The sequence below is a fragment of the Dietzia cercidiphylli genome (assembly GCF_039531545.1).
GTDB lineage: Bacteria > Actinomycetota > Actinomycetes > Mycobacteriales > Mycobacteriaceae > Dietzia > Dietzia natronolimnaea.
Window position 1 is genome coordinate 144,500 of record NZ_BAAAQG010000006.1, and the last position, 21,636, is coordinate 166,135.

Below are 21,636 nucleotides of genomic sequence, written 5' to 3' on the forward strand. Positions count from 1 at the left end.
TCAGCTCGCGGGCAGCTGGTCCTTGGCCCACTTGTAGTCGGCCTTGCCCGCGGGCGAGCGGCGGATCTCGGGCACGTCGACGATCACCTTGGGGACCTTGTAGTTGGCCAGTGACTGACGCAGGAACTCGGACAGCTCGTCCTGCTCCACCGACTGCCCCTCGCGGAACGAGACCACGGCGGCGACCTTCTGGCCGTAGCGCGGGTCCGGCGCCCCGGCGACGAGCGCGTCGTGCACGGCCGGGTGCGCCTTGAGCGCCTGCTCGACCTCCTCCGGGAAGACCTTCTCGCCGCCGGTGTTGATGCACCCCGAACCGCGGCCGAGGAACACGATGGTGCCGTCCTCGCGGAGCTGTCCCATGTCGCCCAGGACCGAGACGCGTCGACCGTCGACCACGGGGAACGTCTTGGCGGTCTTCTCCGGGTCGTTCCAGTAACCGATCGGCAGGTGACCGCGGCGGACGATGTAGCCGATCTCGTCCGAGCCCGGCTCGATGGGATGGAAGTCCTCGTCGACCAGGCCGAGCTTCGGGCTGGCCGGGATGGTCATCTCGCCGGACTCGCTCATCCCGAGCTCGCCGTCGTTGCCGGCCTCCGAGGCGCCGAAGTTGTCGCGGATGATGATGTTGGGCAGCACCTCGAGCACGCGCTCGCGGCTGGACTTGGACCAGATGCCGCCGCCGGAGGCCATCATGAACAGGGTGCTGAAGTCCATGGTCTCGGTGCCCTTGACCAGCTCGTCCGTCAGCGGCACCGCCATGCCGTCGCCGACGAACATGAGGATGTGCGCCTTGTGCTCGGCGGTCGCCCGGATGATCTCCGCCGCGTCGAACTCGCGGAACATGATGAGGTGGCCGCCGAGGTTCACGAAGGTCAGCAGCGTGAACAGGCCCGCACCGTGCATGAGCGGGGCCGAGATGACCACCTTCATCCCGCCGTCGGGCGAGACGTTGTCGGCGACCTCGGCGGGGCTGTGCCGCTTGTCACCGTAGGGGTTGCCCCCGGACAGGCACGCGTAGAAGTAGTCCGACATGTGCCACTGCACGCCCTTGGGGAAGCCGGTGGTCCCGCCGGTGTAGACGATCCAGTGGTCGTCGCCGCGGACGGGCTCGAAGTCCCGCTCCGCCGACTGTGCCGGCCACTCGGTGTCCCCGTCGACCACCGTCAGGCCCTTCTCGGCACACGCCGAGGCCAGGACCTCCGGGACGCCGCCGAACACGATCACGGTACGCACGGTCTCGAGCTTCGGGACCGCTGCGGCCATGGTCTCGGCGAACTCGGCGTCGACCAGCACGGCGATCGACTTGGAGTCGTTGAACAGGTAGACCAACTCGGGCGCGGTGTACCGGTAGTTCACGTTGATCCCGGCCACCCGGGTCTTCATGCACCCGATGATGGCCGCCATGTGCGCGGTGCTGTTCTTCATGTAGAGCGCGACGTGGCTGAGCGGCTCCGCACCGTGGGCGCGGAGCAGGTGCCCCATCTGGTTGGCGAGATCGTCGACCTGACGGTAGGTGTAGTCGACGCCGTCCATGGTCAGCAGTGCGTTGTCCGGGATCTTGTCGGCGACGGCCTCGAACACCGCGGCCTCGTTCATCTCCGGGTTGGTTCCGGCGAGCGGATCGGTCGAATGGTCAGCAGCTTCGGTCATGGCAGAATCCTTCGCGAGGGCGGACGAAATGTGGCTGTCCTCACATTGTGACCTGAACTTGTTCTCATGTCCAGACGGCACCCTGATCAGGTCAAACTCTCAATAAGTAGAACGAGTTCTAGAGAAGTTCGTGTCCATGGCAACGATTCTGCGTGACCCCACGCCCCCGAGCGCCTACATTTTGGACATGAGTTCACGGCGGTCCCCGCAGAGCGGCGCGCCCTACGACGGGGGCCTGATGCTGCCCCACGCCACCCGGACGGGGAGCGTCCCGGTGGACGGTCGCCGATCGGCCGCGCCGGAGGCGGATCGGCCCTCCGGCCGGAGGCCGGTGCTGACGGGCCCCGGGGCGCAGGGGACCCTGCGGTCCCGCGGGCTGGCCGGCGGGCTGAGGATGTTCGTCCGACCGGCCCTCGACATGATGCCGGCGACCGACGCGTCCCTCGGACGGCTGCGCGCGCTGACCTCGGGGGCCGGGCGGGCGGCCGCCCTCGAGACCACCAACGACTGGTCCTCGGACGGCCCCGTGCCCGGACTCTGGGTGGGCCGCAAGCGGTTCTTCCACTCGGACAAGGTGATCTACCACATCCACGGCGGCGGCTTCACCTTCGGATCCCCCTGGTCGCACAAGGCACTCGCGTCACGGATGGCCAGCGAGACCGGCGTGCCCGTCTTCCTGCCCGACTACCGGCTCGCACCGGAACATCCGCACCCTGCGGCCACGGAGGACACCCTCGCCGGCTGGGAGTGGCTGCTGAGCATGGGCTTCCGGGCGGAGGACATCGTGGTGGCCGGCGACTCCGCCGGCGGCAACCTCGCCCTCCAGCTCGTCGCGCAGCTCGAGAAGGAGCAGGCCGCGATGCCGGCGGGGGTCGTCCTGCTCTCACCGTGGGTGGATCTGGACTTCACCGACATGACCGCCCGCGACCGCGCCCGTAAGGACCCGTTCCTCGCCCTCGGCCTGGCCGAGCTCTGCCGACGCCAGTACGCGCCGGGAGTGGACCCGGACGACCCCGCCATCTCGCCGATCAATCACGTCCCGTCCCCCGACTGGCCGCCGTTCCTCATCCAGTGCGGCGGCGAGGAGATCTTCTGCGGGGGGATCGAGCAACTCGCGGAGCGTTTCGCCGAACACGGGGTCCGGCACGAGTTCCAACTGTGGCCACACCAGTTCCACGTGTTCCAGGTGTTCCACCCGCTCGTCCCCGAGGCCAAGGTCGCGGTGCGCGACATCGGCTCGTTCGTCCGCGGGTGCCTGCGCGGCTGAACTCCCCGGTCAGACCGTCAGCACCAGGCCCGAGGTCGGCACGCCCGTACCCGCGGTCACGACCAGCTTCTCCGCACCCGGCACCTGGTTGACCGAGTCGCCCCGCAGCTGACGCACACCCTCCGCGATGCCGTTCATGCCGTGGATGTAGGCCTCACCCAGCTGGCCACCGTGCGTGTTGAGCGGCAGTCGGCCACCCACCTCGAGCGCGCCCGGCTCGCGGACGAAGTCCTTGGCCTCCCCTCGGCCACAGAAGCCCAGTTCCTCGAGCTGCATGAGGACGTACGGCGTGAAGTGGTCGTAGAGCACGGCCATGTCCATGTCCTGGGGACGCAGGCCGGACTGGGCCCACAGCTGGTCGCCGACGATGCCCATCTCGGGCAACCCCGCGAGCTCCGGGCGGTAATAGGAGGTCATGATGTACTGATCCGGACCCGAACCCGAGGCCGCCGCCGCGATCGACACTGGCCGGTGCGGCAGATCCCGCGCCCGCTCGGGGGTCGTCACGACGATCGCCTGCCCGCCGTCGGACTCCTGGCAGCAGTCGAGCAGGTGCAGGGGCTCGGCGATGTAGCGCGAGTTCTGGTGGTCGTCCAGCGTGATGGGCGTGCCGTGGAAGAAGGCCGCCGGGTTGACGGCGGCGTGCTTGCGGTCCACCACCGCGACCCGCCCGAAGTCCTCGCTGGTGGCGCCGTACTCGTGCATGTAGCGCTGCGCGACCATCGCCACGAAGCCCGCCGGCGTCGACAGTCCGTGCGGGTAGGAGAAGGCGTTGTCCGTGCCGGAGGAGTTGACCTGCTGCACGAGCGCCGAGTTGACCTGGCCGAACCGCATCCCGGAGCGCTCGTTGAACGCGCGATAACAGACCACCACCTCGGCCACGCCCGTCGCCACGGCCATCGCGGCCTGCTGCACGGTCGCACACGCGGCGCCGCCGCCGTAGTGGATGCGGGAGAAGAAGTTCAGCGAGCCGATGCCGGCGGCGCGGGCGACCGCGATCTCGGTGTTGGTGTCCATGGTGAACGACACCAGGCCGTCGACGTCCGACGGCTGCAGACCGGCGTCGGCCACCGCCGTGCGCACGGCCTCGGCGGCCAGGCGCAGTTCGGAGCGGCCCGAGTCCTTGGAGAAGTCGGTGGCGCCGATCCCGACGATCGCAGCCTTGTTAGCCAGCGTGCTCACTGGGGGTCTCCGTACATGTAGAGGGTCGCCGTCGAGGTGACGTGCGCGCCCAGTGAGTCCGTGCCGACGATCTTCACAGTGACCAGCCCGTCGCCGTCGACCTCTGTGACCTCTCCGGTCAGGGTGAGGGAGTCGTACGCGTACCAGGGCACGCCGAGCCGCAGCTTGATGGACGTGATGCGGGCGCGCCGGCCCGCCCAGTCGGTGACGAACCGCTGCACCAGGCCGGTGTCGGTGAGGATGTTGACGAAGATGTCCTTGGAGCCCTTGGCGTGGGCGAGGTCGCGGTCGTGGTGGACGTCCTGGAAATCCCGGGTCGCCAGCGCCGAGGCCACGATGAAGGTCGGGGTCCCCTCGATGGTCAGCTCGGGGAGTCGGTCCCCCACCGCCACGGCGGGCGGCTCGGCGGGGCAGATCACTCGATCGGTGCTCACTTGGCAGCCTCTTCCTTCACCTCGGGCATCTGACGCTCCACCGGCGGGGCGCCGGCGGGTCGCCACGCGTACAGGGTCCACGGCTCGGTGCCGAACGCGGCGTCCTCGGCCGGGTCGCCGGGCATGTCGAGGAACTCGACCTCGACCTCCATGCCGATCCGGACCTCGGCCGGGTCGACGTCGCGCAGCTCGCCGAGCATCCGCACACCCTCCTCCAGCTCCACCAGTGCGATGACGAACGGGAACCGCGTGCGACCCGGCACGCGCGGGGCGTGGTGGGTGACGAAGCTGTACACCGTGCCGCGGCCGGAGGCCACGACGTAGTCGGTCTGCTCGGACCTGTCCTTCCAGAGCGCCGGGACGGGCGGGTGCTGCAGCGAGCCGTCCTCGCGCGTCTGGATGCGCAGCTCGTGGGCACGGACCCCGTCCCAGAAGAAGCGGGTGTCGTGCGAGACCGACGGGCGCAGGACCTTGCCCACCACCAGGTCGTCGGTGGCCGAGCCGGAGCTGGAGACGATCTGGTCCGCGGGCGCCGGCGCGGGCTCGGCGGTCGTGGCGGTCGCGGCGGTCGTGGCGGTCGCGGCGGTCGTGGCGGTCCCGGCCGGCGGGCGGAACTTGAGGATCCGGAAGTCCATCTCCGCCACGACCTCGTCGCCGACCCGCCAGTAGTTGCGGGTGGTGAAGAACCATCCCTCCCCGAGGCCCGTGGTCTTGGGGCCGACCACGTCGAGCAGGACGGACTCGATGGTCACCTCCTCTCCCGGGCGGGTGTAGCGGTGGTAGGTCGAGTCGCAGTTGGTGGCCACCACGGAGGTGAAGCCCTCGGCGTCGAGGATGTCCGTCATGCGGCCCAGTGGATCGTCGGCCTCGCGGGTCCTGCCGAGCCCCCGCATGGTCCAGACCTGCGCCATCGCGGGCGGGGCCACCGGACCGTCGTGACCGGCCGCGCGGGCCGCGGCCTCGTCGGTGTAGATCGGGTTGACGTCCCCGATCGCCTCGGTCCAGTTGCGGATCATCGGCGTGTTGATGGGATCGCGGCCCGCGCGGCGCGCGCTGCCGCCGGAGGCGCGGACCTCCTCGGCGGCGGCCAGGATGCGGGCGGCCTGCTCGTCACTCATGAGTGCCTTCTCGTTCGGTCGTGGGCGGGCTGACGGGGGGTCGGGTCAGCGGGCGGTGCGGGGCATGCCGAGTCCGCCCATGCAGGTCAGTTCGCGCATCACCTCGTTGACCCCGCCCCCGAAGGTGATCACGACGTTGCGCTTGTTCATCATGTCGAACCACCGCTGGAGTCTGGCGGTGTCGGGATCGGTGGGGTCGCCGAAGCGACCGAGCAGCTCCTCGATGATCCGGCCGACGTGCTGGATCTTCTCGGTGGAGAACACCTTGGACGCCGCCGAGTCACCCATCGACGGGTTCTCCCCGGCCGAGGAGACCTGCCAGTTGAGCAGTTCGTTGAGCCGGACGAACGCGAAGATCTCGGCGAGCCCGCGCCGCACCTCGGGCCGGTCCAGGTGACGGACCCCGTCGGCGCCGGTGCCCCGGGCCCAGCCGACCAGCTCGTCGTAGTACCCGCCCGGTCGACCGGACGGGGCCAGCATCACGCGCTCGTGGTTGAGCTGGGTGGTGAGCATTTTCCACCCGCCGTCGACCTCGCCCACCACCATGTCCGCCGGGACGCGCACGTCCGAGTAGTAGGTGGCGTTGACGTGGTGGGCGCCGTCGCAGGTGATGATCGGGGTGAACGAGAACCCCGGATCGGAGGTGTCGACGATGAAGATGGTGAGCCCGCGATGTCGGGAGTCCGGGGTACCGGTCCGCGCGGCCAGCCAGATGTAGTCGGCGTGGTGACCGCCGGTGGTCCACATCTTCTGCCCGTTGATGATCCAGTCGCCGGTGGCCTCGTCCCGCCTCGCGGTGGTCCGCAGCGCGGCGAGGTCGGTGCCCGCGTCGGGCTCGGAGTAGCCGATCGCGAAGTGGATCGAGCCGTCGAGGATCCCGGGCAGGAACTTCTCCTTCTGCACCTCGGAGCCGTACTTCTGCAGGGTCGGCCCCACGGTCTGCAGCGTGACCGAGGGGAGCGGGACGTCAGCGCGGGTGGCCTCGTTGGTGAAGATCAACTGTTCGATGTGGCCGAAGCCCTTGCCGCCGAACTCGGTGGGCCACCCCACCCCCAGCCACCCGTCCCGGCCCATGCGGGTGATGATCTCCGCGTAGGTGTCGCCGTGGCGGGTGGTGGCGATGTCCGCCGCCTCCTCGGGCGAGATGAGCGTGGAGAAGTACTCGCGGAGCTCGGCCTGCAGCGCCCTCTGGTCTCCGGTGAGGTCGATGAAGGTGCCGTCCGGGGCCGCACCGGCGTCGGCGTCGGTCGAGGCGGGGGCCACGTGCTCGACGGGGTCGGACGCCACCGCCGACGCGAGGTCGTCCAGGTGGAGCTGCGCGCCGCCGACGAAGCGGGCCAGGTCCTTGACGGCCGAGGAGTACCGGAACATGGGGTAGGTGATGTCCACCCCGACCCCGCCGTGCAGGTGGTGCAGGATCTGCACCGCACGCGGTCCCTCGGTGGCCAGCCAGTAGGCACCGATCGTCGGGTCGGTGGCGTACCGGTCGGCCGGGCCGGTGCGCCCCTCCGAGACCCGCCAGGTCACCGACTGGGAGATCACGTGCAGCGTGCGCGAGATGATGTAGACGTCGGCCAGCTCCTGCTGGACCGCCTGGAACGAGCCGAGCGGCTTACCGAACTGCACACGCTGCTTGAGGTAGTCGGCGGTCATGTCCAACGCGCCGGAGACCAGGCCGTCACCGTGGGCGATGCACGCCGACAGGACGAGCCGTCGGAACTCGTCGAGGACCGATCCGTCCCCCGGGCCGCGGATCACGTCGTCGTCGTCGACCGGCGTCGCGTCGAACCGCATCGCGTACTCCGGCACGCCGAGCGACCCGAGGGTCGGGGTCAGGGTGACCCCGGGGGCGTCGGGGGCGACGACGACGAGGACGGGGGCTCCCCCGGCCGTGGACACCGGCACCAGGACGGACCGGGCCTGGGCCGCGTAGCGGACCGCGGTGACGGTGCCCGTGATCGTCCCGCCGTCGAGGCGCACGGTCGGCTCGAGCGGGAGCGGGCTCCCGGGTTCGGCGAGGGCGGCGGTGAGGATGCGACCGTCCTCGATCCCCTCGAGGAGCGCCTTCTGCTGGTCCGCGGTACCGAGGGCGACGATCGGCAGGACGCCGAAGCCGAGGGTCTCCAGAGCGGGGATCACCACCCCGGACCGGCCGACCTCCTCGAGGACCACGGCGACGTCGGCCACCGAGAGGTCGTCGCCGCCGAGCGCCGCGGGCAGGCCCAGCGAGAGCAGGCCCGATCCGGCGAACGCCGACCACAGTCGCTCGTCGTATCCGGCGTCGGCGACACCGCGACTGGGCAGGGCGGTGAGCAGCTCATCGGCCGGGGCGGCCGTGGTGAGCGCCCCGGCCACGGCCTCGGCGACGGCGACCTGGGTCTCGGTACGGGTGAAGTCCACGTCAGATCAGTCCTTAGTCGGGAGAGGGTCGGGCACGGGTTCGATCAGTCCCTGGGCAGGCCGAGGATGCGTTCCCCGACCACGTTGAGCAGCACCTGCTCCGTGCCGCCGGCGATGGACAGGCAGCGCACCATGAGGAACTTGCGCCCCTGCTCGGTGAACTCGACCCCGCCGGTGCCGGTGAGCTCGAGTCCGAACTCGGCGATGTCCTGACGATGGCGCACGCCCACGATCTTGCGGACGGACGACTCGGCGCCCGGGCCGGAGCCGGAGAGGGTCCGCAGGGCGGTGCGCAGGTCGAGCAGACTCCCCACCACACCGTCGGCCACGTGCTTGCCGAGCTCGTCCAGCACCAGGGCGTCGTCCTCCGCCCCCGCCGCGCGGATGAGGCCGACGATCTCCTCGGCGGCGTCGCCGAGCGAGGAACCGCCGCCCATGGCCACTCGCTCGTTGGCCAGGGTCGTGCGGGCGATCTTCCAGCCGTCGTTCACCTGGCCGACCTGGAACTCGTCGGGGACGAACAGGTCCTCGAGGTAGACCTCGTTGAACAGGGCCTCGCCGGTGATCTCGCGCAGCGGCCTGGTCCGGATGCCCTCGGACTTCATGTCCACGAGGAAGTAGGTGATGCCCTTGTGCTTGGGGGCGTCGGGATCGGTGCGGGCCAGGCACATGGCCCAGTCGGCCTCGCGCGCCAGGGACGTCCACACCTTCTGGCCGTTGATCCTCCACCCGCCGTCGACCTTCTCGGCGGTCGCGCGCAGCGCGGCGAGATCGGAGCCGGCGCCGGGCTCGGAGAACAGCTGACACCACTTGATCTCGCCGGCCATGGTGCCGCGGACCAGCCGGTCGGCGTGCTCGGGCGCGGCCTGCAGGATGGTCGGCACGGCCCACCCGCCGATGGTGATGTTGTGGCGGCTCACGCCCGCTGCCTCGAGCTCCTCGTCGATGAGGAGCTGCTCGGCGGGCGAGGCGCCCAGTCCCCACGGCTCGGGCAGGTGCGGCATGAACAGGCCCGTGTCGGCCAGGGCCCGCTTGCGCTCGTCACCGGACACCGCGGCGACCTTCGCCACGAGGGTCCTGATCTCCTCACGCCTGGCGTCGAGACCCTCGACCTCCGACAGGTCGATCTCGAGGTGTCGGCGCGTGCCGGCCAGGGTGAGCTCGGCCAGCGAGCGCCGCCAGCGGGCCGACCCGCCGATCGCCTGGCGCAGTGCGCCCGCCCGCCGCATGTAGAAGTGGGCGTCGTGCTCGAAGGTGAAGCCGATGCCGCCGAGGATCTGGATGCAGTCCTGGGAGTTGCGCACGGCGTTGTCGAAGGCCAGGGCCCCGGCCACCGACGCCGCGACGGGCAGCTCCGAGTCCGCGGCGAGCAGGTCCTCGGCGGCCGACGCGGCGTCCCACGCCAGGGCGCGGATCTGCTCGGTGCGGCAGAGCATGTCGGCCGCCAGGTGCTTGATGGACTGGAACGACCCGATGGTCCGGCCGAACTGTTCGCGGATCTTGGCGTACTCGACGGCGGTGGTGAGCGTGTAGTCGGCGACCCCGGCGGCCTCCGCGGCGGCGAGGGTCACGAAGAGCTGGTGGACGAGGTCCGTGGTGATGCCGTCGAGGATCCGGTCGGCCGGGATCCGCACGTCCTGCAGGGATACGTGACCGATGGAGGCCGACAGGTCGTAGGGGGTCGCGGGGGTCACGGAGAGCCCCTCGGTGTCCCCGTCGAGCAGGGCCCACCGGGTCCGCCCGTCCAGCTCGACCGGCAGGAGGATCCCGCCGCCCGTGGTCCCGCCGTAGGCGACACCAGGATCGCCGGTCACCGTGGTCGATCCCGCTGTGGTCGATCCCGCTGTGTCCGAGCCCGCTGTGTCCGAGCCCGTGAGCGTCGCCGTGCCGAGGCCCAGGCAGACGCCGACGGGCAGTCCGCCCTCGGCGATGGTCTCGCCCAGCGCGGAGGCCACCCGGCCCCCGGCACGCGAGACCAGGACGCCCGCGAGGGCGGTCGACAGGATCGGGCCCGGGGCCATCCGGGCGGTGGCCTCCTCGAGCATGCAGGCCAGGTCGACGATCTCGGCCCCGGCCCCGCCGTGCTCCTCGGCGACGGCCACGCCGAAGATCCCCAATCCGGCCAACTGCGGCCAATGCGCCTTCCAGGCGTCCGGGTCCGTCTCCTGGGCGCGTACTGTGTCCACGGGATCGACGGACTTCGCCCAGGACTTGATCGAGTTCTGGATCTCGGTCTGATCCGGGGTGGTGGCGATGCTCACGGTGGCTCCTCGTCGAGACGGGGTTCGAACCGGCGCCGGTCCGCGGACCGGCGCTCTCCCCCATAGTAGAACGTGTTCTAACAACCGTGTTCTAGAATGCACCAGCAGGACGTGAACACCGAACCCGGCCCCCATCGGCCGCTCGCCAGCCCAGGAGGCTCGCCTCATGACCAAGAGCTCGACCGAGACCGGTTCCGGTCCTGCCGCGTCTGATCCCGCGCCCCGCGGCGACGAGCCCAGCACCTCGTCGCAGCGGGAGCGCCGTCGCCGGATCCTCGACGCCACGCTGGCCCTGGCCGCCAAGGGCGGGTACGAGGCGGTGCAGATGCGCGCGGTGGCCGAGAAGGCCGAGGTCGCGGTGGGCACGCTCTACCGCTACTTCCCCTCCAAGGTCCACCTCCTGGTCTCCGCACTGGCCCGCGAGTTCCGCCGCCTGGACCAGCGCACGGAGCGTTCGGCCCCGCCCGGGGACACCGCCCAGGAGCGCATGAAGGTCGTGGTGGACATGATCACCAAGTCCATGCAGCGCGATCCCAACCTCACCGAGGCCATGACCCGGGCGTTCATGTTCGCCGACGCGTCGGTGGCCAACGAGGTCGAGGAGGTGGGCTTCTACATGGACCGGATCATCGCCCGCGCCATGGCCCAGGGGGAACCGGACGAGGTCCAGCTCTCGATCGCCCGCGTGGTCTCCGACGTGTGGATGTCCAACCTCGTCTCCTGGCTCACCAGGCGGTCCTCGGCGGCGGACGTCAACAGCCGCCTGGGCCTGACCATCGATCTCCTGCTGGGCACGGACGACTCCCCCCGCCGGGCGCGGCTGCACACCGCCATCGGCAAGGGGAACGGGGCGTCCGAGGAGAACGGGGTGTCCGAGGAGAACGCGGAGGCAGGGGCCGAGCCCGGGGCCTGACCGACCTCCTCACCCACCCCGCCGCGACCGCAGCCGCACACGGTCTTCCCGTGTGCGGCTGCGGTGGTCGCGCGCCTGGGGTGCTCAGACGGCCAGGGGTTCGAGCCCCCTCGGTCAGGGCACCACGACCGTCGGGACCTGACGCACCAGGTGCGAGACGTCCGCCGTCCACCGCACCGGGCCGTCCGCGGGCGTCCAGGCGGTGAGAAGGTCCGAGACCTTGGCCGTCATCTCCCGGCTGAGCCGCAGGAACGAGGTCCCGGGCTGCTCGTCGACCTCTCCGAGGATCAGCCACCAGGCCCAGGCCACCGCGCCGGCGTTGGCCACGAAGTCCGGCAGCACCGCGATCCCGCGCGCGGTCAGGTCGAGTTCGGCGTCGATGGTGGTGGCGGCGTTGGCGGCCTCCACCACGATCGACGCGCTGACGGACGCGCAGTTGTCCGCGGTGATGGCGTACGAGACCGCGGCGGGGACCAGGACGTCGACGTCCATCCCGATGATCTGGTCCCGCTCCAGCCGCTGGACGCGGGCGGGGACGGCTCCCCGGTCGATCTCACCGAAGCGGTCGCGGGTGGCCAGCAGCGCGGGGATGTCGAGGCCCGCCGGGTCGTAGAGCGTCCCGGCGGCGTCGGCCACCGCCACCACGGTCATCCCGGCCTCGTGCAGGTACCAGGCGGCAGCGCCGCCCATCGTGCCCACGCCCTGGACCGCGACGGTGGTGCGTCCGACGTCCCAGCCGCGCACGTACGCCGCGGCCAGACACGCCTGCGCCACGCCGTACCCGCCGATCACGTCGCCGAGCAACCCGCCGGGCACCTCGGCGGTGAGCCCGCGGAAGATACGTGCGGCGGTCGCGGCGGGATCCTCGGAGCGCTCGATGGCGGCGTGGTACGACTGCCGCATCCCCAGCCCGGCGAAGACCTCGTCGATCAGGTGCTGCGGAACCCCCAGGTCCTCGGCGGTCACCCAGTGACGGTCGAGGAACGGGCGCATCGCCTCGCAGAACCGGCCCAGCACCTCCACGGCGCGGGGATCCTTGGGGTCGAAGTCGATCCCGCCCTTGGCACCGCCGACGGGGAGGTCGAAGGCCGCGGTCTTGCGGGTCATGCCGCGGGCCAGGTCCTCCACCTCACCCAGGGTGCAGCCGGCCCGCATCCTGGTCCCGCCGGTGGCCAGGCCACCGACGAGGGTGTCCACGACGAGGAACCCTCGGGCGCCGGTGACGTCGTCCTTCCAGTGCAGCCGCAGGTACGGTTCGCGGGTGGCGGGACCCTCCGCGGGTGGAGCCGGCACTGCCACCGGCACCGACCCGGTTGTCGCGGTGAAACCCGGAATCTCGATGGATGTCATGGTGCTCGCCTCCTGAAACGCCTCGTCCCGACTCTCCGGCGGGGTCCCTCAAGCATGGGAGCGGGGACGGGCCCGGGTCCAGCGAGAATCGATGGACCCGACCGTTCACTTTTTCTGCACTGTCCCCGGTCAGCCCCTACGCTCGGGGCCATGGAGCCGTCACTGCACCGACTCAGACTGCTCCGCGAACTCGAGCGTCGCGGGACCGTGACCGCCGTCGCCGGGGCCCTGGACTACACGGTCTCCGCTGTGTCCCAACAGCTCGCTCTTCTCGAACGGGAGGCGGGGACCCCCCTGTTCGAGCGTCGTGGCCGCCGGATCGGGCTCACCGAGGCCGGGTTGGTCCTGGCCGGGCACGCGGAGACCATCCTGGCCGCGGTGGAGGACGCCGGGCACGCGATGGAATCGGCCCGGGCCGGGGTCGGGACGACCCTCACGGCCGGGGTCTGGGCATCGGTGGCCACGACCCTGCTGCCCGCCGGGATCCGGGTGCTCGCCCGGGACCACCCGGGGATCGAGGTGCGCAGCCGCGAGCTCGCCCCGGAGGACTCCACGGGCGCGGTCCGGGACGGCTCCCTCGACCTGGCCTTCGTCCTGGACTACTCCAGCTACACGATGGCCCGGGTCCCCGAGCTCACCCGGACACCCATCGCCGTGGAGTCACTGCACCTCGTGGCCCCCCGCGGGTCGATCGACGCCGGCGAGGTGGCGCTGCGCGACTTCGCGGGCAAACCCTGGGTGCTGGCCCACCCGCGCTCGCACTTCGGCAGGGCGGTGCGGCTCGCCTGCCGGGAGGCGGGGTTCGAACCGGACATCCGTCACGAGGCCGGTGAGCAGTCGACCGCACTCGCCCTGGTCGCCGCGGGCCTCGGCGTGACCCTGGCCTCCGACCTCGGGCTGGGCACCTCGACCGCCGAGGTGGACGTGCTGCCACTGAGCGACACCCTGACCAGGACGGTCTCGATCGCGTACCGGGAGCGGGACGCCCGGCGTCGACCCCTACGGGCCTTCGTCGACGCGTTCACCGAGGCCGCCCTCGGCCTGGGGCTCGACGCCGCGGAGGCGCGACCGGTCAGCCGCTGACGTATCCCCGGTTCTTGTCGACCAGCGGACCGGGCTCGCCGCCGTCCGCCCAGGTGCGCAGGTGGTCGAGGAACTGCTGCGAGAGGGTGTCCCGCCAGCCCACCACGTCACCCGACATGTGGGGGCTGACGTGCGCGCCGTCGAGGGTCCACAGCGGGTCGCCGTCGGGGAGCGGTTCGACGACGAGGACGTCCAGGTGCGCCGAGAGTCTGCCCGCCGCGATCTCCTGCGTGAGGGCCTCCTGGTCGACCAGTTGGCCCCGCCCCACGTTGATCACGTGGGCGCCGTCCGGGAGCGCCGCCAACTCGGCCGGCCCGAGCATCCCGCGGGTGGCCTCGGTCAACGGGGCCACCATGACCAGGTGGTCGACATCGCCCAGGTGCTCGGCCAGTCGGGCCGAGTCCAGGACGACGCCGAAGTCCTCGTCGTCGTCGGAAGGTCGACGCCCCGCCCCACGGACGTCCACCCCCACCGCCCTGAGCAGCCGCGCGGTGGCCCGGCCTATCCCCCCGGTTCCCACGACGAGCGCGCGCCGTCCCGCCACGCGGGTGGTCTCCCGGTGGCGCCACACCCCCGCACGTTGCAGCGCCTCCGTCCGGTGCAACTGCTTGTCGTGGGCGAGGACGCAGGCCAGGACGTATTCCGCGATGGGCCCGTCGAACACACCACGCGCGTTGGTGACCGAGACGTCGGAGTCGCGCAGCTCGTCGAACAGCAGCGTGTCGACCCCGGCGGCGGCCACGTGGACCCATCGCAGCGCGTCGGCGGCGTGCCAGGCGGAGGCCAACGCGTCGGAGAAGATGTCCCACACGAACAGCACCTCGGCGCCGGGCAGCGCCTCGGCCAGGGTGTCGGCGGTGCACTCCCGCACGTCGGCGAGTCCGCGGAGTTCGTCCAGGTGGGTGGGCGGGACGACGCCGTCGGCGGTGAGGAGGACGACTGTCGGTCGCGTGCCCGGGGACCGGTGCTGCTGCGTCATGGACACACCGTAGCGTGCCCGCGACAGCCCCCGCAGATCGTCGGATTGTTGACAATCTGCCCGGAGGGGTCACACACTGGCCCCATGACCGCGCATCTGTCGCCCCTTCTCAAGCAGGCCACGCCCGTCGTGGTGGACCACGCCCTCGGCTCGTGGATCCACGGCACCGACGGCCGCGACTACCTGGACTTCACGACCGGCATCGGCGTGACCAGCACCGGCCACTGCCACCCCGACGTGGTCGCCGCCGCGCGGGAGCAGTGCGGGAAGATCATCCACGCGCAGTACACGACCGTCATGCACCAACCGCTGCTGCAGCTGACGGAGAAGCTCGGCGACCACCTGCCCGAGGGGATCGATTCGGTCTTCTACGCCAATTCCGGCTCCGAGGCGGTCGAGGCCGCCGTCCGGCTGGCCCGCATGGCCACCGGCCGGCCCAACATCGTCACCGTCCAGGGCGGCTTCCACGGACGCACCGTCGCCGCCGCGAGCCTCACCACCGCCGGGACGCGCTTCTCCGCCGGCTTCTCCCCCCTCATGGGCGGGGTGGTGATGACCCCGTTCCCGCACGCCCTGCGGCACGGGTGGAGCGAGGACGACGCGATCGACTTCGCGCTCGCCGAGCTGGACTACCTCATGGCCTCCCGCGTCGACGCCCGCGAGATCGCGGCGTTCCTCATCGAGCCCGTGCTCGGCGACGGCGGCTACATGGCCACCCCGCCGCGCTACCTGCAGGGGCTGCGCGACCGCGCCGACCGGATCGGCGCGCTGCTCGTGCTCGACGAGGTCCAGGCCGGCATCGGGCGCACCGGCCGGTTCTGGGGCCATCAGCACACCGAGGGCCTGGTCCCGGACGTCATCATCACCGCCAAGGGGATCGCCTCGGGCTTCCCTATCTCCGCGATCGCCGCTCCCGAGGCGATCATGGCCAAGGCCTGGCCCGGATCGCAGGGCGGCACCTACGGCGGCAACGCCGTGGCGGCCGCGGCGGGCGTGGCGACCCTCGGGGTGGTCGCCAGGGAGGGTCTGGTGGCCAACTCCGCCGAGCGCGGAACCCAACTCCTCGAGGGACTGCGGCGTAGCCTCGGCGACGTGGGCGAGATCTGCGACATCCGCGGGACCGGGCTCATGCTGGGCGTCGAGTTCGGTGACCCCACCGCTCCCGCGGGCAGTGCCGGTGCGGTGGAGGCCGCCCGCCTGGCCGGAGCGGTCCAGCAGGCGTGCATCGACGAGGATCTGCTCACCCTCACCTGTGGCCCCACGGGCTCGGTGGTGCGCCTCATCCCCGCGCTGGTGGTGACCGCCGACGAGGTCGACGCCGGCGTCGAGCGGTTCACCCGCGCGGTCCACCGGGTGTGCGACGGGGCGGCGTGACCTCCCGCGTCGCGCCGGCCGCGCGCGGGCAGGCGCACGCGGGCGCCGACGGGCGGGTGGGCGCGCTCGTGGATGCGCTCGTCGGCGCGGGCCTCGCGCCCGAGTCGGACCCCCGCCGGATCGCCGAATACTCCTACGACGCCTCCAACTACCGGGTCGTGCCGGCGGCCGTGCTGTTCCCCCGCTCGGAGTCCGAGGTCGCCACCGCGCTGGCCGTGTGCCACCGACTGGGCGTGCCGGCCACCGCGCGCGGCGGCGGGACGTCCATGGCCGGCAACGCGATCGGCACCGGGCTGGTGATCGACCTGTCCCGGCACATGAACCGGGTCCTCGGGGTGGACGAGGGCGCCCGGACCGTCACCGCCGAGGCCGGGTGCGTGCTGACGGCCCTGCGCGCGGCCGTCCACGCCGCCACGGACGAACGCCTGACCTTCGCCCCCGATCCGTCCAGCCAGTCCCGGGCGTGCCTGGGCGGGGCGATCGGCAACGACGCCTGCGGCAACCATTCGGTGCGCCACGGCAGGACCGCGGACCACGTGGTGTCGCTGCGGATCGTCACCGCCGACGGCCTGCGCCTGACCGCGACGCGCACCGGGGTCGAGGCCACCGACCCGTCGGACGCGGCGGCCACGGCCCGGGCCGAGCACCTCGACGCGCAGCTGCGCGACCTCGCCGCCGACCACCTGGCCGCCATCCGCACCGAGCTCGGCCGTCTACCCCGCCAGGTGTCGGGGTACCACCTGCGCCACCTGCTGCCCGAGGAGGGCTTCGACGTCGCGCGCTCCCTAGTGGGCTCCGAGGGCACGTGCGCGGTGGTCACCGTCGCGACCATGCGCGCGGTCCCGCGGTCCGCTCGGACCGGGCTGCTGGTGGTGGGTTACGCCGACGTGGTGGACGCCGCCCGGGACGTCCCCGCGATCCTGCGGCACCACCCCACCGCGGTCGAGGGTATCGACGAGGTGATCGTCGAGACCATGCGCGAGCGGCGCGGCGCCGACGCCGTGGCGGCCCTCCCCGCGGGCAGGGCGTGGCTGTTCGTCGAACTCGACGAGGACGGTGCCCCAGCCGGCGCCACTGCCGACGCCACAGCCGACGACGCGGCCGGCGCCGCGGACGGGACGCTCGACGACCGGGTCGCCGGACTGGCCGCGGATCTCACCGGAACCGGCCACGCCGTCGAGTCGCTCGTCGTGACGGATCCGGTGGCCCGCGCCGACCTCTGGCGGGTACGCGAGGACGGCGCCGGGCTGAGCTCGAGACTTACCGACCCCTCAACCGGGGCGACCATCGAGTCCTGGCCCGGCTGGGAGGACTCGGCCGTGGCACCCGACCGGCTGGCCGACTACCTCGCCGACTTCCGGCGGCTGCTCGACCGGCACGGCCTCACCGGGGTCATGTACGGGCACTTCGGGGCCGGGTGCATGCACATCCGCATCAGCTTCGACCTGCGGTCCGAGGAGGGCCGGGGCGTCATGCGGGCCTTCTGCACCGATGCCGCCCACCTGGTGGTGAGCCACGGCGGCTCGCTCTCCGGGGAACACGGTGACGGCCGGGCCCGCTCGGAACTGCTGCCGGTTATGTACTCCCCCGAGATGCTGGACACCTTCGCCCGCTTCGCCCGCATCTGGGACCCCGCGGGGATCCTGGCCCCGGGCGGGTTGACCGCCACGCGACCCCTCGACGCCGACCTCGCCCTGGCCGGGGTGGGCCGCCGCGACCTGGGGCTGCTGACCTCCGCCGACGGCGCACACCCCGTTCAGGCCTGCATCGGGGTGGGCCGGTGCCGCACCTCCTCCGGCGGGGTGATGTGCCCGTCCTTCCGCGCCACCGGGGACGAGAAGGACTCGACCCGGGGTCGGGCCCGCGTCCTGCAGGAGGTGGTGCGCGGGACGCTGCCCGTCGACGACCCGGCGGTCGAGGACTCGCTCGACCTGTGCCTGGCGTGCAAGGCCTGTTCCTCGGACTGTCCCACCGGCGTGGACATGGCCACCTACAAATCCGAGGTCCTGCACCGCCGCTACCGGCGCCGGGTCAGGCCGATGGCACACTACTCACTCGGCTTGTTGCCGCTGTGGCTCCGCGGGACGGTCCGCGCCGCCGGGCCGCTCAACGCCCTACTGGGCACCCGCGCCGGCCGCGCCGCGGCACGGATGGGCGGCCTGAGCACCGAGCGCACCATGCCCCGCTTCGCGTCCGCGCCCGAGCTGCACGAGGAGCTCGACCGGGTACCGCAGAGCGTGTGGACCGTCCGCGAGCCGGAGCCGGGGCGCACCTCCGCGGAGGTCGTGTTGTTCCTCGACTCGTTCACCCGCGGACTGCGCCCCGCGGTCGCCGGGGCCGCCGCGCGCGTGCTGGGCGGCGCGCACACCTCCGTCGCCTGCACCGCCGACCAGTGCTGCGGGCTGACCCACGTCACGACAGGCAGGCTCTCCGCGGCACGTCGCACCATGAGCGCGACCGCCCGGCACCTCGACGCGATCCGCGGGCCGGACGGGGGCGAGGTCCCCGTCGTCGTCGTCGAACCCAGCTGCGCGGCCACCCTCCGCGAGGACCTCCCCCGCCTGCTCGCCGACACCCCCGACGCCGACGTCGCCCGCCGCGTCGCGGCCCGCGTCCGGTCGGCGGCCGATCACCTGGGCCGCCTCGCCGGCGAGGGGCGCGCCCCCGCCTGGCCCCGCGGCGCGGCCCCGGACCGGGTCACCGTGCAGACCCACTGCCACGAGTACGCGACGTTCGGCAACCGCGTGCAGCGGGCGACGCTCACCGCGCTCGGCGTGGGGTCGGTCAGGGAGGCCACCGGCTGCTGCGGCGTCGCCGGGGACTTCGGGTTCACCGCCGGCCACGAGGCCGTCACCGCGGCCGTCGCCGAGCAGGCCCTGGCCCCGGCCCTGCGGGCGGACCCGGACGCCCCCGTACTCACCGATGGATTCTCCTGCGCCACCCAGGTCGACCACCTGGGCGCCACCGACCCCACCACCGGATCCGGCCGCGCCGGCCGGCACCTGTTCGAACTGCTCGACCCGGACCCTCGTCCCCGCCCCGTTCCCAGCCCCGTTCCCAGCCCCAGCCCCAGCCCCAGCCCCGCGCCCACCAGGAGGCCCACATGACCCGATCCGTCACCGACATCATCGCCGCGCTCGGCACCGGCGTCCACGTGGACGGGGCCTGGCGCGACGCGGCCTCCGGCGCCACCTTCGAGGTGGTCAACCCCGCGACCGGTGAGTCCATCGCGACCGTCGCCGACGGCGGGGCCGAGGACGCGGCCGCCGCGATCGAGGCCGCCGGGCGGACGCAGCCGGAGTGGGCGGCCGTGCCCGCCCGCGACCGGGCCGAGATCCTGCGCCGCGCGTACGAGCTGATCCTCGACCGCGCCGACGAGCTGGCGCTGCTCATGACCACCGAGATGGGCAAACCGCTGGCGGAGGCCAAGGGCGAGGTCACCTACGGGGCCGAGTTCTTCCGCTGGTTCTCCGAGGAGGCCTGCCGCATCCGCGGGGACGCCCGCCGTTCGCCCGACGGCAGGACCCGTCTCATGGTGACCCACGAACCGGTCGGGCCCTGCATCCTCATCACCCCGTGGAACTTCCCCCTGGCCATGGCCACCCGCAAGATCGGCCCGGCCGTCGCCGCCGGCTGCACCATGGTGTTCAAACCGGCCAACCTCACGCCCCTGACCTCGCTGTACGTGGTGGACCTCCTGCGCGAGGCGGGGCTCCCCGACGGCGTCCTCAACGTCGTGTGCACCACCGAGCCGGGCAGTGTGGTGGAACCGTGGATCGACTCCGGGATCGCCCGCAAGCTGTCGTTCACCGGGTCCACGCCGGTCGGCCGGATGCTGCTGGAGCAGTGCGCGCGCGGGGTGCTGCGCACCTCCATGGAGCTCGGCGGGAACGCCCCGTTCGTGGTGTGCGAGGACGCGGACATGGACACAGCCGTGGCCGCCGCGATGGCCGCCAAGATGCGCAACATGGGCGAGGCCTGCACGTCGGCCAACCGGATCCTCGTCCACCGTTCGGTCCTGGACGAGTTCGGTCGGCGCCTCACCGAGAAGATGTCCGCCCTGACCGTCGGCGACGGCACGCGGGACGGCACCGACGTGGGCCCGTTGGTCGAGGAGAAGGCCGTGGCGAAGGTGGTCGACCTGGTCGACGACGCCGTGGGGCGCGGGGCCGAGGTGCTGTGCGGCGGATCGCGGACCGAGGGACCCGGGTACTTCTACCCGCCCACCGTCCTGACCGGAGTGGCGGCCGACTCCGACCTCATGTCCACCGAGATCTTCGGTCCCGTGGCCGCCCTGATCCCGTTCGACTCCGACGACGAGGCGGTGGCCCTGGCCAACGACACCGAGTTCGGCCTGGTCTCCTACGTGATGACCGAGAACCTGGACCGCGCGATGACCATGTCCGAGCGCCTGCAGGCGGGAATGGTGGGCGTCAACACCGGGATCGTCTCCAACCCGGCCGCGCCGTTCGGTGGCATCAAGCAGTCCGGGCTCGGCCGCGAGGGCGGGCTCACCGGGATCGAGGAGTTCGTGGAGACCAAGCTCGTCGCGATCCCGGTGCGCTGATCGCCCGCCGCCCTCCGCCGGTGGGCGGTTCGGCGGAAGGCGGTGGTCGGTCAGCCGGTGGGCGGTCAGCCGGTGCGGACCCGCCCGGCGAGCCGGTGCCGCTCGGCCTCGGACATCCCGCCCCAGACGCCGTACAGCTCGCGGTGGGCCACGGCGTGCGCGCGGCACTGTTGGATGACCGGGCACTGCGCGCAGAGCTTCTTGGCCGCCGTCTCCTTGCGCCGGCGCAGGCTCCTCGACTCGTTCTCGGAGTTGTAGAACAGGTCCGGTACGTCCTGGCACATCCCGTACTCTGCCCAGGCCCATCGTTCGTCGATCCTTCTCGTCGCGGTCGTCATGGCACTCCCCCCGTCGGAACCAGCTTCATTCACGCTCGAGGGAGTTCGGCACACCCCCAGGGGTGGGACGGGTCACAACTGTTAAAGTTCCCAGATGCCGGTCAGGGTCTCGGTGGAGAACGACTACACACTGGTCATCGCCGGTGTGCACGCACTGCTGGCCGCGTACCCCGGCCGCGTGGAGGTCGTGGTGAACGGGCCCGGCTCCCGCGCAGGTGTGCCCGTGGACGTGGTGCTGTTCGATACCTTCGCCTCCCCGGTCGACTGGCAGGCCCGGTGCTCGGCCATGGCCCTCGACCCGGCGATCGGGGCCGTGGCCGTCTACTCGTTCGTCACGGATCCGCGCGCTGTCGACGAGGCCTTCGCCTCGGGGGCGACGGGGTATCTCTCCAAATCACTGTCCGGCGAGGAGCTGCTCGGGGCCGTGGAACGGGTCGCGGCGGGTGAGCGGGTGCGCCTGCTCGGCCGCGACGGCGAGGACACGTCCCCCGGACTGTGGCCGACCGGCGACGTGGGCCTGACCCCCCGGGAGTCGGAGATGCTCGCGCTGATCGCCCAGGGCCGGTCCAACGAGGAGATCGCCGCGGCCTGCTACCTGTCGATCAACACGGTCAAGACCTACATCCGGGAGGCCTACCGCAAGATCGGGGTGACCACCAGACCGCAGGCGGTGGCGTGGGCGATGCGCAGCGGGCTCGCGGTCTCCCGCTGATCGCGCCA

The 21,636-nt window shown here is 72.0% G+C and carries 16 protein-coding genes and 1 pseudogene; 7 read left to right on the forward strand and 10 right to left on the reverse strand.

Annotated features, from left to right (window positions below; translation table 11 throughout):
* Positions 1-1,650: an AMP-binding protein gene (locus ABD250_RS05660; protein WP_182638507.1), complete on the reverse strand. Its 1,650-nt coding sequence runs from the start codon at positions 1,648-1,650 to the stop codon at positions 1-3.
* Positions 1,651-1,837: 187 nt separating this feature from the next.
* Here ABD250_RS05660 and ABD250_RS05665 point away from each other — a divergent pair, with 187 nt between their 5' ends.
* Positions 1,838-2,917 carry an alpha/beta hydrolase gene (locus ABD250_RS05665; protein ID WP_241737270.1) on the forward strand — a complete coding sequence of 360 codons (1,080 nt, stop codon included), beginning with the start codon at positions 1,838-1,840 and terminating at the stop codon, positions 2,915-2,917.
* A 9-nt stretch (positions 2,918-2,926) separates the two neighbouring features.
* Here ABD250_RS05665 and ABD250_RS05670 read toward each other — a convergent pair whose 3' ends face one another.
* From ABD250_RS05670 to ABD250_RS05695, 6 genes and pseudogenes are all read right to left on the reverse strand, one after another.
* Positions 2,927-4,099: a lipid-transfer protein gene (locus ABD250_RS05670; protein WP_182641350.1), complete on the reverse strand. Its 1,173-nt coding sequence runs from the start codon at positions 4,097-4,099 to the stop codon at positions 2,927-2,929.
* The gene (locus ABD250_RS05675) at positions 4,096-4,533 is read right to left on the reverse strand and encodes a MaoC family dehydratase (protein ID WP_338404190.1); all 438 of its coding nucleotides are present in this window, start codon (positions 4,531-4,533) and stop codon (positions 4,096-4,098) included. Before ABD250_RS05675 ends, ABD250_RS05670 begins: the two co-directional genes overlap by 4 nt.
* Positions 4,530-5,651 (reverse strand): bifunctional MaoC family dehydratase N-terminal/OB-fold nucleic acid binding domain-containing protein, encoded by a 1,122-nt coding sequence (locus ABD250_RS05680; protein WP_344391177.1) that lies wholly within the window; start codon positions 5,649-5,651, stop codon positions 4,530-4,532. Before ABD250_RS05680 ends, ABD250_RS05675 begins: the two co-directional genes overlap by 4 nt.
* A 45-nt stretch (positions 5,652-5,696) precedes the next feature.
* Positions 5,697-6,914, reverse strand: coding sequence for an acyl-CoA dehydrogenase family protein (locus ABD250_RS05685; RefSeq protein ID WP_338404187.1), 1,218 nt, complete (start codon positions 6,912-6,914; stop codon positions 5,697-5,699).
* A gap of 39 nt (positions 6,915-6,953) precedes the next feature.
* Positions 6,954-8,051: pseudogene (locus ABD250_RS05690) on the reverse strand (acyl-CoA dehydrogenase family protein); the annotation flags it as partial.
* A gap of 44 nt (positions 8,052-8,095) precedes the next feature.
* Positions 8,096-10,312 carry an acyl-CoA dehydrogenase family protein gene (locus ABD250_RS05695; RefSeq protein WP_182658692.1) on the reverse strand — a complete coding sequence of 739 codons (2,217 nt, stop codon included), beginning with the start codon at positions 10,310-10,312 and terminating at the stop codon, positions 8,096-8,098.
* Positions 10,313-10,478: 166 nt separating this feature from the next.
* Between ABD250_RS05695 and kstR the strand changes: the two genes are divergently transcribed.
* Positions 10,479-11,225 (forward strand): cholesterol catabolism transcriptional regulator KstR, encoded by a 747-nt coding sequence (gene kstR / locus ABD250_RS05700; RefSeq protein WP_182611026.1) that lies wholly within the window; start codon positions 10,479-10,481, stop codon positions 11,223-11,225.
* A 114-nt stretch (positions 11,226-11,339) separates the two neighbouring features.
* Here the strand turns inward: kstR and ABD250_RS05705 are convergent, their stop codons facing one another.
* A complete protein-coding gene (locus ABD250_RS05705) occupies positions 11,340-12,575 on the reverse strand; it encodes a Glu/Leu/Phe/Val family dehydrogenase (protein ID WP_182611027.1) in 1,236 nt (411 codons plus the stop codon).
* A 150-nt stretch (positions 12,576-12,725) separates the two neighbouring features.
* Between ABD250_RS05705 and ABD250_RS05710 the strand changes: the two genes are divergently transcribed.
* Positions 12,726-13,658, forward strand: coding sequence for a LysR family transcriptional regulator (locus ABD250_RS05710; RefSeq protein WP_182658691.1), 933 nt, complete (start codon positions 12,726-12,728; stop codon positions 13,656-13,658).
* Here the strand turns inward: ABD250_RS05710 and ABD250_RS05715 are convergent.
* Positions 13,648-14,637 carry a D-2-hydroxyacid dehydrogenase gene (locus tag ABD250_RS05715; RefSeq protein ID WP_182658690.1) on the reverse strand — a complete coding sequence of 330 codons (990 nt, stop codon included), beginning with the start codon at positions 14,635-14,637 and terminating at the stop codon, positions 13,648-13,650. The two genes, ABD250_RS05710 and ABD250_RS05715, sit on opposite strands and share 11 nt — an antisense overlap.
* A gap of 84 nt (positions 14,638-14,721) precedes the next feature.
* On the opposite strand from ABD250_RS05715, the gene ABD250_RS05720 reads away from it, so the two are divergent.
* The 3 genes from ABD250_RS05720 to ABD250_RS05730 are packed head-to-tail and all read left to right on the forward strand — an operon-like array spanning position 14,722 to position 20,578.
* Positions 14,722-16,011, forward strand: a complete 1,290-nt coding sequence (locus ABD250_RS05720; RefSeq protein WP_182652797.1) for an aspartate aminotransferase family protein — start codon at positions 14,722-14,724, stop codon at positions 16,009-16,011.
* A gap of 56 nt (positions 16,012-16,067) precedes the next feature.
* Entirely contained in the window at positions 16,068-19,118 is a 3,051-nt protein-coding gene (locus ABD250_RS05725; RefSeq protein WP_344391325.1) for an FAD-binding and (Fe-S)-binding domain-containing protein, read from the forward strand.
* The gene (locus tag ABD250_RS05730; protein ID WP_179524516.1) at positions 19,115-20,578 is read left to right on the forward strand and encodes an aldehyde dehydrogenase family protein; all 1,464 of its coding nucleotides are present in this window, start codon (positions 19,115-19,117) and stop codon (positions 20,576-20,578) included. Before ABD250_RS05725 ends, ABD250_RS05730 begins: the two co-directional genes overlap by 4 nt.
* 65 nt (positions 20,579-20,643) lie before the next feature.
* Here the strand turns inward: ABD250_RS05730 and ABD250_RS05735 are convergent, their stop codons facing one another.
* Entirely contained in the window at positions 20,644-20,916 is a 273-nt protein-coding gene (locus ABD250_RS05735) for a WhiB family transcriptional regulator (protein ID WP_179524515.1), read from the reverse strand.
* A gap of 94 nt (positions 20,917-21,010) precedes the next feature.
* Here ABD250_RS05735 and ABD250_RS05740 point away from each other — a divergent pair, with 94 nt between their 5' ends.
* Positions 21,011-21,628 (forward strand): response regulator transcription factor, encoded by a 618-nt coding sequence (locus tag ABD250_RS05740; protein WP_179524514.1) that lies wholly within the window; start codon positions 21,011-21,013, stop codon positions 21,626-21,628.
* Positions 21,629-21,636: the final 8 nt, after the last annotated feature.